This window comes from Desulfocucumis palustris, assembly GCF_002933875.1.
In the GTDB taxonomy this organism is placed as follows: domain Bacteria; phylum Bacillota; class Desulfotomaculia; order Desulfotomaculales; family Desulfocucumaceae; genus Desulfocucumis; species Desulfocucumis palustris.
Genome location: NZ_BFAV01000073.1, coordinates 132,456 through 145,233, shown reverse-complemented (window position 1 = coordinate 145,233; position 12,778 = coordinate 132,456). Strand labels below are relative to the sequence as shown.

12 protein-coding genes are annotated in these 12,778 nt (G+C 52.7%); 3 read left to right on the top strand and 9 right to left on the bottom strand.

The window, feature by feature from the left end:
- From DCCM_RS18965 to DCCM_RS06355, 3 genes are all read left to right on the top strand, one after another.
- Nucleotides 1-253: hypothetical protein (locus tag DCCM_RS18965; RefSeq protein WP_207655549.1), on the top strand; the 253-nt coding region annotated here is incomplete at its 5' end.
- A 38-nt stretch (nucleotides 254-291) separates the two neighbouring features.
- Nucleotides 292-1,278: an SDH family Clp fold serine proteinase gene (locus tag DCCM_RS06360; protein ID WP_104371596.1), complete on the top strand. Its 987-nt coding sequence runs from the start codon at nucleotides 292-294 to the stop codon at nucleotides 1,276-1,278.
- 442 nt (nucleotides 1,279-1,720) lie between these two features.
- Nucleotides 1,721-4,186, top strand: a complete 2,466-nt coding sequence (locus DCCM_RS06355; protein WP_104371595.1) for a two-component system response regulator — start codon at nucleotides 1,721-1,723, stop codon at nucleotides 4,184-4,186.
- On the opposite strand, the gene DCCM_RS06350 is transcribed toward DCCM_RS06355, so the two are convergent.
- The 9 genes from DCCM_RS06350 to grpE all read right to left on the bottom strand — a co-directional run bounded on the left by DCCM_RS06350 (nucleotide 4,183) and on the right by grpE (nucleotide 12,756).
- Nucleotides 4,183-4,680 carry an NfeD family protein gene (locus DCCM_RS06350; RefSeq protein WP_104371594.1) on the bottom strand — a complete coding sequence of 166 codons (498 nt, stop codon included), beginning with the start codon at nucleotides 4,678-4,680 and terminating at the stop codon, nucleotides 4,183-4,185. The genes DCCM_RS06355 and DCCM_RS06350 overlap by 4 nt on opposite strands.
- A 141-nt stretch (nucleotides 4,681-4,821) precedes the next feature.
- Nucleotides 4,822-4,998 carry a 30S ribosomal protein S21 gene (gene rpsU / locus DCCM_RS06345; RefSeq protein ID WP_034121206.1) on the bottom strand — a complete coding sequence of 59 codons (177 nt, stop codon included), beginning with the start codon at nucleotides 4,996-4,998 and terminating at the stop codon, nucleotides 4,822-4,824.
- A gap of 149 nt (nucleotides 4,999-5,147) precedes the next feature.
- Entirely contained in the window at nucleotides 5,148-5,489 is a 342-nt protein-coding gene (locus tag DCCM_RS06340) for a histidine triad nucleotide-binding protein (RefSeq protein ID WP_104371593.1), read from the bottom strand.
- 111 nt (nucleotides 5,490-5,600) lie between these two features.
- The gene (gene mtaB / locus DCCM_RS06335) at nucleotides 5,601-6,920 is read right to left on the bottom strand and encodes a tRNA (N(6)-L-threonylcarbamoyladenosine(37)-C(2))-methylthiotransferase MtaB (RefSeq protein ID WP_104371592.1); all 1,320 of its coding nucleotides are present in this window, start codon (nucleotides 6,918-6,920) and stop codon (nucleotides 5,601-5,603) included.
- Between the two features lie 226 nt (nucleotides 6,921-7,146).
- Nucleotides 7,147-7,884: a 16S rRNA (uracil(1498)-N(3))-methyltransferase gene (locus DCCM_RS06330; protein WP_104371591.1), complete on the bottom strand. Its 738-nt coding sequence runs from the start codon at nucleotides 7,882-7,884 to the stop codon at nucleotides 7,147-7,149.
- 24 nt (nucleotides 7,885-7,908) lie between these two features.
- Nucleotides 7,909-8,832, bottom strand: a complete 924-nt coding sequence (gene prmA / locus DCCM_RS06325) for a 50S ribosomal protein L11 methyltransferase (protein ID WP_104371590.1) — start codon at nucleotides 8,830-8,832, stop codon at nucleotides 7,909-7,911.
- Nucleotides 8,833-8,855: 23 nt separating this feature from the next.
- Nucleotides 8,856-9,974 (bottom strand): molecular chaperone DnaJ, encoded by a 1,119-nt coding sequence (gene dnaJ / locus DCCM_RS06320; RefSeq protein ID WP_104371589.1) that lies wholly within the window; start codon nucleotides 9,972-9,974, stop codon nucleotides 8,856-8,858.
- Between the two features lie 277 nt (nucleotides 9,975-10,251).
- A complete protein-coding gene (dnaK, locus tag DCCM_RS06315; protein ID WP_104371588.1) occupies nucleotides 10,252-12,090 on the bottom strand; it encodes a molecular chaperone DnaK in 1,839 nt (612 codons plus the stop codon).
- A gap of 48 nt (nucleotides 12,091-12,138) precedes the next feature.
- Nucleotides 12,139-12,756 carry a nucleotide exchange factor GrpE gene (gene grpE / locus DCCM_RS06310; RefSeq protein ID WP_104371587.1) on the bottom strand — a complete coding sequence of 206 codons (618 nt, stop codon included), beginning with the start codon at nucleotides 12,754-12,756 and terminating at the stop codon, nucleotides 12,139-12,141.
- Nucleotides 12,757-12,778 lie beyond the last annotated feature (22 nt).

Below are 12,778 nucleotides of genomic sequence, written 5' to 3'. Positions count from 1 at the left end.
ATGCAAGGCGCGGCAAGGCCTCAAGCGGAGGCGTACTCATAGTACGTCGAGCATTGAGGCCGCAGCCGCAACGCAGCAGATGGACTTTTTCAACGGCCTCCTAGCCTGTAATTCAAGATTAAACTTAACGCCCCACGGAATCAACAGTAATTTTAACCCGCCGCCGGAACTTCCCCGGTTTGCGGCGGAATTGACCGGCGGGCGACAACCCTTTGAAATTCTATCAGAAAAAACAATCTTTTGGGCATACTAAAGATGCCTTACAGGACAACTATACGGAAGGGCATGCAAATGACAAGGGAAGAAAGACTGGCTTTAATCCGCCAACTTGAAGAAGTTCGCGGCAGCACGGTAATATGCTATATTACCGGGGACCGGGAAAATGTCAACACCCGCATCGCCCCGGATGTCATACCGGTTTTGTACAAACATCTCGAACAGGCGGAAAACAGGGATAAGATTGAACTTTTTCTATATACCAGGGGCGGCGACGTGCTTACCCCCTGGCGCATGGTTCACCTGGTGCGGGAATACACCGAGCATTTCAACGTACTGGTTCCCTACCGGGCCACCAGCGCGGGAACGTTGATTTGCCTGGGAGCCAACGAAATTGTAATGACCAAAATGGGGGAACTGGGACCAATCGACCCCAGCGTGGTGAACGCCTTCAACCCCCAGGACCCGGTTAATCCGGCGGCCAGGGTGCCGGTCAACGTGGAGGACGTCTACTCTTACCTGGCCCTGGCCAAGGAAAAGGGGGGCTTAAGCAGCGATACCGCCCTGGCCCAGGCCTTTACCCTGCTGGCGGAACACATACACCCCCTGGCGCTGGGGAACGTTCACCGCAACTACCTTCTGATACGCTCCCTGGCTTACAAAATGTTACGCCTGAGGTGCAATTTCTGCGAACCGGATAAACTGAAGAATATTGTGAACAACCTCACTGAAAAACTGTACGCCCATAATCATATGATATCCCGCCGGGAGGCCGTGGAAGAAATTGGACTTCACGTAACAGTCCCCCCCTGGACGGAAGAAAAAATGATGTGGGAGTTATACCGTGGCTATGCCGGTAGTTTAAAATTGGAAGAACCCTTTAACCCGGCTGAAATGCTGCAGGGTGAGCGAACCGAATTTGAAGTGGCCGGAGGAATGGTGGAATCCGCCCGCGGCCTTGACGCATTTACCTACAAGGGTGTTGTGGAACGGGTGGACTATGCCGACCAGGACAGTATTAATGTCAACATATTGAAGCAGGGCTGGATAACAATTATATAGCATTTAAAAGACCGGCGGCATTGAGAAGCGGGAACGAAAGGAATTTGCCGGAGCAAATTCCCGCAATAGTCCCGTCTCAGACATACACCTCTCACCCGGCAAAGGAGGTTTTTTATCATTAACAGGGAAACGGAAATTAGCGGCAACAGGCCCAGGAGCAATGAGTTTGTTTTTATTAACAACAAAACCAGACCCAAATATATATTGCTTACCGGCGGCTCCGGGCTGCCTTCGGCGGAATTCAAATACCCCCTGCAAACCGATCGGCGGGAAGCCGGGGTTGTGGTCAACAATGTCAATGATTTTTTATAAACAAAAAATATTTTGGTTCGCGTCAATCCGTGATATTCTTGGAGGAATTTGCTTTTTCAGTGGAGTATTACTAATTGTAATATTGTTTTTCACCAAATTCTGATATGATTTCACATTAGAAAGGATAGCCATGTCTGAGGCATCGCTTGCTAAATACAAATCCAGGGTTCTGGTGGTGGACGACTCAAAATATATGCGTTTAAAGCTGCGCCAATTCCTCGAACAGGAAGGGCTTACTGTTGTTGAGGCGGAGGATGGCAATCAGGCCATCACCCAGTTTCAAATCCATAATCCCGACCTGGTGCTGATGGACTGCGTAATGCCGGTAACCGACGGCTTTACCGCCTGCTCAAGCCTGCAGCAGTTGCCTGGCGGCAGCAATACCCCTGTAATCATGATAACCAGCCTCGACGACGACAACGCCGTGGAACTGGCCTTTGCCTCGGGAGCTACCGATTATATTACCAAACCCATCAACTGGGCCGTTCTCCGCCAGAGGGTATTGAGGCTAACCCGGGCACGTCAGACCGAAGTCTCGCTAAATCAAAGTGAAGCCTTCGCCCAATCTATAATATATAACGCCCTGGACGGCATAATCACCATTGACGACCGGGGTATAATCAAATCATTCAATCCCGCCGCCCAGACTATTTTCGGCTACACCGCCAGGGAGGCCGTGGGACGCAATATTGATTTATTAATGCCGGGCTTCTACAGCCGCCATGACGAATATTTCAGTCAATCAGCCGGTGAGCAGGAAACGGCCGCAGACAGCAGAAGCCGGGAAATCACCGGCATAAGCCAAAATGGCTGCGCCGTGAACCTGGAACTTACCATCAGCAGGTTTTCAGTGCACAGGCAATATTTTTTTATTGTAATACTGAGGGATATCACCGGCCGTAAAATGGTTGAGGAGGAACTGAAGGAAAGCAGGGAACGTTACCGCACCCTCACTGAAAACACCTATGATTTAATCAGCGAGTTGAGTACCGAAGGACATTACCTGTACCTCACACCCAATTTTTATGACGTTCTGGGCTATGACACCGGCGAACTTTTGGGCAGGGAATTCATTGAGTACATCCACCAGGAGGATCGCCCCGCCGTTGTTACCGGATTAAGCAGGGCCGTTGAACAAACCGTCTCGGAGCAGATAATTTTCAGGTTTCTTCACAAAAACGGGGAAATGCGCTGGTTCGAGAGCACCTGTAAAACCTACCGGACCAAAACAGGTGAAATCCGCAAGGTTTTGGTTTCCCGGGACATCACCGAGCGGCATCGCTATGAAGAAACAATCCGGCACCAGGCCTTTCATGACGCTTTAACCGGCCTGCCCAACCGCCTGCTTTTGAAGGACCGGCTGAAACTGGCCATGGCCCATGCCAAACGCAACAATATGATGCTGGCCATTCTTATGCTGGACCTGGACAGGTTTAAATTGATTAACGATACCCTGGGACATGCCCAGGGGGACCTTTTGCTTCAGAACATGGCCAGGCGGCTGACCTACTCCCTGCGCGAAGACGACACCGTTGCCCGCCTGGGAGGCGACGAGTTTGTAATTATTCTGCCTGAAATAGTAAAAATAGAGGACGCTGCCAAACTGGCCCAGAAAATATTGGAATTGGTGCGAAAGCCTGTCAGGGTGGATACCCACGAGCTGTACGTAACCACCAGCATTGGCATGGTGCTTTTTCCCAACGACGGCAGGGATGTTGATACCCTGTTGAAAAATGCGGATACAGCCATGTACAGGGCCAAGGAGCAGGGCCGGAACAGCTACCAGCTCTACACCCCGGTTATGAACGACAGGGCCTTCGAGCGGCTGTCCATGGAAAACAGCCTGCGCCGGGCGCTGGAAAGAAACGAATTTGAATTATACTACCAGCCGAAGGTAAATATAAAAAGCCAAAAAATTGTGGGCATGGAGGCCCTGGTCCGCTGGCGGCACCCGGAAAAAGGTCTGATCCTTCCCGGAGATTTTATCCCCGTGGCGGAGGATACCGGGTTGATAGTGCCCATGGGGGAATGGGTTTTAAAAACCGCCTGCGCCCAAAACAAGGCCTGGCAGAATGCCGGTTTCCCTCCCATGAGAGTGGCTGTTAACCTTTCCGCCCGCCAGTTTCAACTGCAAAATCTGCAGGAAATGGTTGCCGGGGTTCTGGGGGAAACAGGGCTGGACCCTTGTTGGCTGGAATTGGAGATAACCGAAACCATAGCCATGCAAAATGCTGAATTCACAGTAAAGACCCTTAAAGAATTAAAGGAAATGGGTATCCAGCTCTCCATAGACGATTTCGGAACCGGATATTCATCCTTGAGTTACCTGAAGCGTTTCCCCATCAACAAACTTAAAATAGACAAATCCTTTGTCCGGGAAATAAATACCGACCATGACAATGCCGCCATTGCCTCGGCGGTAATCGTTCTGGGCCAGAGCCTGAAGCTGGGAGTAATCGCGGAAGGAGTGGAAACCGAGGAACAGTTGGAATTCCTTAAGGAACACCAGTGCGATGAAATTCAGGGGTATCTTTTCGGCCGGCCGGTTCCGGCAATGGAATTTGAAGCCATGATTTTGCAAAATATTATTAATTAATCGGTAACCACCCGCACCACCATTCTGGTGCCCTCCAGCTTGACTATCCGCACCCTGGAGCCTGGCGGGATGTATTCACCACTGGTAACCGCATCCAGACGCATTCCGTTTATTTCAATGGCACCCGCCGGCCTTAAGGGGGTCAGCGCAGTTCCCACCATACCCGGGGATATGTCAGGCTCGGAAACCGGAGCCACGTAGCCGGAAGCGCTGTTCTGTTTGTCCTGTAAGGTAATGCGCTGCCACAGTTTCAGCTTTGAAAAGAGTTTTATTCCCAGCCCGAAGAGAACCACAGTGGCAACCAGGGCAACCCCCAGGGCAGCCGTGGCCTGGGTGAAGTCCACGGACAGGAGCAGCACTCCCCAGCCTATCAGTATAATTCCCGCCACACCGGCAACCCCGAAACCCGGAATGACGAAAATCTCCAGCACAAGGGCTATAATACCCGTTATAAAAGCCAGCACGGACAGCCATGTCAACAATTCCTGAGTCATTTCAACACCTCCTCATTTAATATCTTACATTTTTCACGAAGAAATGCCCTTAATTTAAATGCCCGGACGTTTCCGCCGGGCATCATTGGTCTGTCATTATATAAGCCGGCCGTTAGCGGCCTGCTTCGTTCAGCAACCGTATTAATGGAATTTGCGCTTTCTGGCTGCCTCGGATTTCTTTTTGCGCTTTACGCTGGGTTTTTCATAGTGTTCATGTTTCCTGGCCTCCGCCAGCACGCCTGCCTTCTGACAGGTGCGTTTGAAGCGTCGGAGGGCGCTGTCCAGTGTCTCGTTTTTACCGACACGTACCTCTGCCATGCCTTTTCCCTCCCTCCGCCAGGCCGTAAAACCTGGTAAACCATATGAGTAATGCACCACCCTGAAAATTAACAATACCATGTTATTATACTAGAAGATTTAAATAGCGTCAACGGGGAGGTCGCTTTAAAGCTCCCGCCCGCCTCCACCTATCCTGGGGGCCAATGCAACGGTCTACCGGCCATTAGATGATAGTGAATATGGAAAACCAGCTGTCCGGCGTCCTGATTACAGTTGCTGATTAACCTGAAACCCTTCTGAAGGCCTAGTTTTTTCCCCACCTCGGCGGCAGCCATCTGTATATCACCCAATAGCTTTATATCTTCCTCCTCCATGTCAAAAAAGGTTGGTATATGCTTTTTGGGGATAAGCAAGAGGTGCACAGGAGCTGCCGGGTGGATATCTTTGAAGACCAGCACGGTCTCATTTTCATAAACCACTTCGGCCGGAATTTCTTTATTTACTATTTTACAAAAAATACAGTCCTGCAAAGTAACACCTCCCCCCGGTAATGTTTTAAGCAATAAAATGAAAGCATCTCGGCCGGAGTGTTCCCCGTCTTCATTTTATTCAACATTAACCGTTTAACTCCTTCAATTGTATTAAATAAATGGTATTAAATTCGTTCCAACCAGATTTGTTCCGGATAATTCCTCAATATTCACTTTTATTATTTCTCCTCTTATATTATTATTGCCCGGGAAAACAACTTTAAGGTAATTATCTGTAAATCCCTGGTATAGACCTCTCTCCGGGTCATAATACTCCTCGGCCAGTACCTCCTGAACCGTGTTGACAAACCCCCGGGCATAATCAGCGGCCATTTCCTCCCCCAGCTTAATCAGAGACCTGCTGCGGCGCTCCTTATCCCCGGGCTTGACCTGACCGGGAAAATCCGCGGCGGGTGTGCCCCGCCGGGGAGAGTATTTAAAAACATGCATTCCCGCAAAGCCCAGTTCCCTTATAAAATTATAGCTATTGTTGAACTGCTCCCCGGTTTCCCCGGGAAAACCCGCTATAACGTCCGTGGTAATGGCCACCCCGGGAACGGCTTTCCTTATTCTCTCCACCAGGTTTCGAAAATCTTCAGCAGAATAATGGCGGCGCATATTTTTCAGCACGGCATCGTCACCGCTCTGCAGCGGTATATGTATATGCCTGCACAGAGGAGGCCCGGAAGCAAAGACCTCTATCAGATCTTCGGTAAAATCCATGGGCTCCACCGAGCTAAGCCGTATCCTGGCCAATCCGGGAACAGACGCCAGCCGGCGCAGCAACCCGGACAGACTGACATCACCTTGCAAATCCTGCCCGTACGCTCCGGTGTGTATGCCGGTGAGCACCACTTCCTTGAAGCCTCCGGCCGCCAACCGCTCAGCCTCTTGCAGCACATTTTCCGGCCTGCGGCTTTTCAGAGCTCCCCTGGCATAGGGAATTATGCAGTAGGCGCAGAAATTATTGCAGCCCTCCTGTATTTTTAAAAATGCCCTTACCCTGCCCGTATAAGCCACGGCGGGCATTTCCTCAAATTTTTCAACTTTAAATATATCCTTGACCCGGCTGACCCTGTTCCCCTTTACAGCACCCTCCACCAGCTCCACAATCCTGCTTTTATCGGCGGTGCCCAGCACAAGATCAACCCCGGGTATTTCCAGCACTTCCCCCGGTGAAGTCTGGGCATAACAGCCGGTTACAACCACCAGCCCGCCGGGGTTGGCCCTGACTGCCCGGCGGATGAGCTGCCGGGATTTCCTGTCACCCAGGTGGGTAACGGTACAGGTATTTATTATGTATACATCCGCCGGACCTTCAAAATCAACCACCTGAAAACCGGCGGATTTAAACATTTCCGCCATGGCTGTAGATTCGTATTGATTAACCTTGCAGCCCAGGGTGGTTATGGCCACCTTTTTTTCCGGCACTAAAAAATCCTCCAATCCAACTTCAGGTGCCTGGCCCTTAACTTATTAACTTATTTAGTGTCATGGGGCCTGGCCCTTAACTTATTAACTTAAAGGGGTTGAGATTCGGTCGCCGGGTGAAGAAATATCCTCGATTTGGTAATCAATGGTATTTATTACAGAACTAGGTTTTACCAATTCATACTGGTCTGATACCAACGCCTCACGACTTACGACCAACGGCTAATTAGCCCAGGTCTCCCCACTGGTACATTATTACAGCCAGGCAAGCCGGCCCCGCTGTTTCCGTCCTTAGAATCCGCGGGCCCAGGGATACGGTAAGCGCTCCCCTGCCAACCGCCAGATCTACCTCCCCTGGGTCAAAACCGCCTTCCGGACCTATTAATATAAAAACATCCCGTTTATCATCCCCGCTTAGCACTTCCCTCAGATGACGGCTGTTTTCAGCCTCCCAGGGCATTAACAGCAGCGCTTCTCCGGGAACTGCCTGCAAAGCCGCAGCAAAATCAACCGGAACGCCCACCACCGGAATATCGGGGCGGCGGCATTGTTTCGCCGCCTCCAGGGCAACCCGCCGCCATCTTTCCAGCCTTGCTTCAACCTTGCCCTGGTCCAGTTGCACCACCGACCGCCGGCAGCCAACGGGAATTATCCCGGACACCCCAAGTTCCGTGGCCTTTTGTATGATTACTTCCATTTTTTCGCCCTTTGCCAGTCCCTGGAGAATTGTAACCCTGACCGGCGGCAGACCGGAGGGTGCATAGGTTTCTAACCTGGAACAGGTTACCGCGTCCTTTGCCACTCCCTCAATCCGGGCTCTGGCAGCCCCGCCCCGGCCGTCCAGTATTTCGATTACATCGCCCTCTCCCAGCCGCAGCACACGGGATATGTGCTTTACATCAGGGCCGGTTATTAATATCTTATCTTTCTCCAATACCCGGGGTGATACAAAAAAACTGTGCATTTTTGGCACCTTTTCTTTATGAAATTACATTTTTCTTGCGGTCAGGGCGGTCCAGTCCCCCTCCCGGCGCCTGTCCAGAACGGCAAAACCCAGGGCGGCCAGGGCGGACTGAACCTCTTTCTCCCGGCCCAGATAAATTCCCGATGATATAAATATACCGCCGGGCTTCAGAAGAGACACGGCAGCCGGGGCAAGTTCCATGATAACGTCCGCCACAATATTGGCAATGATAATGTCCGCCGGCTCCTTCACGGAGTCCAGCAAATTGCCCTGCACAACTTTAACCACCCGATCCACACCGTTTAGTTCAATATTTTCCCGGGCAACTTTAACCGCAACACCGTCGGTGTCAACCGCAAGAACCCTGGCGGCTCCCAGCTTGGCCGCGGCCACGGCCAGGATACCGGACCCGGTGCCCACGTCGTATACCATTTCCCCGCCCCTGACTAATTCCTCCAGCAGCAACAGGCACAGCACCGTGGAGGGGTGTGTCCCGCAGCCGAAGGCCATGCCCGGGTCCATTTCCAGAAGCAGCTTTCCCGGGGCCGCCGTAAACTCCTCCCAGGAAGGCTTAATAACAAACCTCTGGCCCACCTCGGTGGTGTGGTAATATTTTTTCCACTGGTTGGCCCAGTCAGTCTCCTGCACTTCCCTGGTGGTAATTTCGGGAGGCCGTTTTAAATTTAAACCGGCCAGGGCATTGCGAAGCTTTTCTATTTTTTCGCCCACCTCCGCCTGAAGGGGAAAATAGCCCTTAACCGACGGAAACCCGGGAAGCAACTCCCCGGGTTCAACGGCAACCTCCTCGGGACCTTTTTCCAGAGCCAGATTATAAAGTACGGCGGGGTCCTCTATGACAACCCCGCCTGTTCCCAATTCGTTCAGTATTTCCGCCACAGTCTCCACCCCCTCCGGGGTGGTGCTGACGGCAATTTCAAGCCATTTCAACGTATAACTACCTCCAGGACACGCTATCCCATGAAAGCATCCTTAACCTTGTCAAAAAAGCCCTTTTCCACTTCCGAGGGCATTTCCCCGCAAGAGCGGGCGAATTCCCTCAGGGCTTCCTTCTGCTTGTCGGTGAGTTTGCTGGGTGTGACAACTTTTACCCTTACATGCTGATCGCCTCGGCCATAGCCGTGAACATCGGGTATGCCCTTTCCCCGCAGGCGGAAAACCGTGCCGTGCTGGGTGCCTTCGGGAATTTTAATCTTGGCTGCTCCATCCAGGGTCGGCACCTCTATTTCATCACCCAGGGCGGCCTGGGAAAAGGACAGGGGAACTTCACAGATCACGTCGTTGCCTTCCCTAAAGAATATTTTGTGCGGCTTGACGTAAATATAGACGTAAAGATCGCCCCTGGGGCCTCCCCTTAAGCCCGACTCACCCTCACCGGTCACCCGCAATCTGGTGCCGCTATCCACCCCGGCGGGTATTTTTACATGAATGTTGCGGCTGCGCCTTACCTGACCCGCTCCATGGCAGGTGGCGCAGGGCTTTTCTATTATTTTGCCGGCGCCGCGGCAGCGGTCGCAGGTTTTATTCTGTATGATACGGCCGAAGGGCGTACTTTGGGCAAACTGTAGCTGCCCCGTTCCGTTGCAGGCGGTACAGCTCTTGGCGCTGGTGCCGGGGGCCGCCCCGGTGCCTCCGCAGGTGCCGCACTCCTCACTTCTGGGTACTTTGATATCCTTTTCCACCCCGAAGGCGGACTCTTTAAAGGATATCTCCACATCAACCCGCAGGTCGGCGCCCTTTTCAGGACCCCGGCGCTGACGGCCGCCCCCGCCAAAAAACATGTCGAAAATATCGCCAAAACCGCCAAAGTCGGCATTAAATCCCCCAAAGCCGCCAAAACCCTGGCCGTTGGCGCCGGCATGACCGAAGCGGTTGTAATTTTCCCTCTTTTCAGGATCGCTTAACACCTCGTAGGCTTCCGCCACTTCTTTAAAATGCTCTTCGGCGTTGCTATCCCCGGGATTGGCATCGGGATGGTACTGGCGCGCCAGTTTACGATACGCCTTTTTTATTTCGTCGGCCGAAGCCTCCCTGGAAACCCCCAAAACCTCATAGTAGTCGCGCTTGGACACGCTCAAGGCACCACCTTTATATAAATTGGGGATATTCCTTCGCCTTAATGGCTTGGATGAAGGATTCCCGGCACCCCGAAAAGGTGTGTCAATATCCCCTAACCTTTTACATCACGTGGAGGGTCGTTAGGTACGACCCTCCGTATATCAGAATACCACAATCAATTGGCGCAGTAAATGCCCATAAGCGGGGTCAGGCTTGCGTTATTGCATTATTGCATATTATGCATTTCCCAAAAACACAATAATGCAATAACGCAAGCCTGACCCCCTCAGTTTATTTTACTTCAAAATCTGCGTCAACCACATTGTCCTTGTCTTTCTGTCCGCCCGGGTCTCCCGCTCCGCACCCGCCGGCGCCGCAACCGGGGCCCTGGTCCTGCTGGCCCTGCTGGTACATGGCCGCGCTCATTTCGTACAGCGGCTTGGAGAGGTTTTCCACCTTCTGTTTTATTACCTCGGTATCGTTGCCTTTTAAAGCCTCTTTAAGCTCTTCCACTGCCTTGTTGACATTGTCCGCCTGGGCCTTGTCGGCTTTATCCCCCAGGTCTTTAATGGTTTTTTCAGCCTGATAAATCAAACTGTCGGCCTGGTTGCGCAACTCCACTTCCTCTTTGCGCTTACGGTCCGCCTCGGAGTTGGCCTCGGCGTCCTTGACCATCCTTTCAATTTCTTGATCGTTCAGGCCCGTGCCGCCGGTGATGGTTATCTTCTGCTCATTACCGGTGCCCAAATCCTTGGCGGATACATTCGCTATGCCGTTGACGTCGATATCGAATTTAACCTCGATCTGGGGCACCCCCCTGGGGGCCGGCGGTATGCCCGACAGGTGAAACCTGCCCAGGGTCTTATTGTCCCCGGCCATTTGACGCTCACCCTGCAGCACATGAATTTCCACGCTGGTCTGCCCGTCGGCGGCGGTGGAGAATATCTGGCTCTTGGAGGTTGGGATGGTGGTGTTGCGCTCAATGAGCCTGGTGGCCACTCCGCCCAGGGTCTCAATCCCCAGGGAAAGAGGAGTAACGTCCAGCAGCAGTACGTCCTTTACTTCCCCTGCCAGCACCCCGGCCTGTATGGCGGCTCCCAGGGCCACGCACTCATCCGGATTGATCCCTTTGTGGGGCTCCTTGTTCAGGTACTTCCTGATGGCTTCCTGCACCGCGGGAATCCTGGTGGAGCCTCCCACCATCAATACCTTGTGAATGTCCTTTGGTTCCAGCCCGGAATCGGCCATGGCCTGACGGGTGGGTCCCATGGTTTTTTCCACCAGGTCGGCGGTAAGTTCGTCAAACTTTGCCCTGCTTAAGTTTAGGTCCAGGTGTTTGGGACCCGATGCGTCCGCGGTAACAAAGGGAAGATTTATATTGGTGGTGGCAACGCCGCTTAACTCGATTTTGGCCTTTTCCGCCGCCTCTTTCAGGCGCTGCATGGCCATGCGGTCATTGCTCAGGTCAATACCCGCGTCCTTTTTAAACTCCGCCACCATCCATTCTATGACGCGCTGGTCGAAGTCGTCACCACCCAGCCGGTTGTTTCCGCTGGTGGCCTTGACCTCGAATACCCCTTCACCCAGTTCCAGTATTGAAACGTCGAAGGTGCCGCCACCCAGGTCAAATACCAGTATGGTCTGGTCCACCTCCTTATCCAGCCCGTAGGCCAGGGCGGCAGCGGTTGGCTCGTTGATAATCCTCAAAACTTCCAGCCCGGCTATTTTGCCCGCGTCCTTGGTGGCCTGACGCTGGGCGTCGGTAAAATAGGCCGGAACAGTGATCACAGCCTGGGTTACATTCCCGCCGATATATGCCTCGGCATCGGCCTTGAGTTTTTGCAGTATCATGGCGGAAATTTCCTGGGGAGTGTATTCCTTGCCGTCGATATTTACCTTGTAGGACGAGCCCATGTGCCTTTTGATGGAGCTTATGGTCCGGTCGGGGTTGCTGACGGCCTGCCTTTTGGCCACCTGGCCCACCAGCCGCTCCCCGGTTTTGGAAAAGCCGACCACCGAAGGAGTGGTCCTGCCTCCCTCGGCGTTGGGAATGACCACCGCCTCGCCGCCTTCCATAACCGCCACGCAGGAATTCGTGGTGCCCAGGTCTATACCAATAACCTTACTCATTTCACTATACCCCCTAAATTATTCCATCTTTAAATATATTAACCCAATTCAAACTTTTGCCACCTTGACCATGGCCGGACGGATCACCTTGCCTTTCAGGCAATAACCGCACCTGAATTCCTGGGTAACGGTATTGTCCGGGTTCTCACCGGCAGGTTCCTGCATTACCGCCTCATGCCTGGCGGGATCGAACTGCTCGCCCCGGGCCGCAATTCTCTCCAGACCTTCCTTCCGCAGCACATCCTCAATCTGCCTGTAAATCATCTCCACACCCTCCACAACCTTGCGGGGGTCATCGTCCTTAACCTCCAGTGCCCTCTGAAAATTGTCCAGAACAGGCAAAAGCGCCACTATCAACTGCTCGGACGCGTATTTGTAGAAGTCTTCCTTTTCCTTTTGGGTCCTGCGCCGGAAATTTTCAAAATCGGCCTGGAGCCTTACCAGGCGGTCGTAATATTCCTCCGCCCTGGCCTTTTCCTTTTCTGCAAGCTCCCTCGGGCTCTCTTCCCCCGGCATTTCTTCAGGCCCGGAGGCCGTATGCTCTCCCGGGCCGGCACAGGTGTTTTCCCCGTCATTTGCCAAAACTTCGCTTTCCGCCTGTTCAGCCACGCTCTCATCCGCTTCCGGCTTATTATGGTTTACCTGGAATTTCTCATCAACAGCCATGAAATAATCACCCCTTATGGTT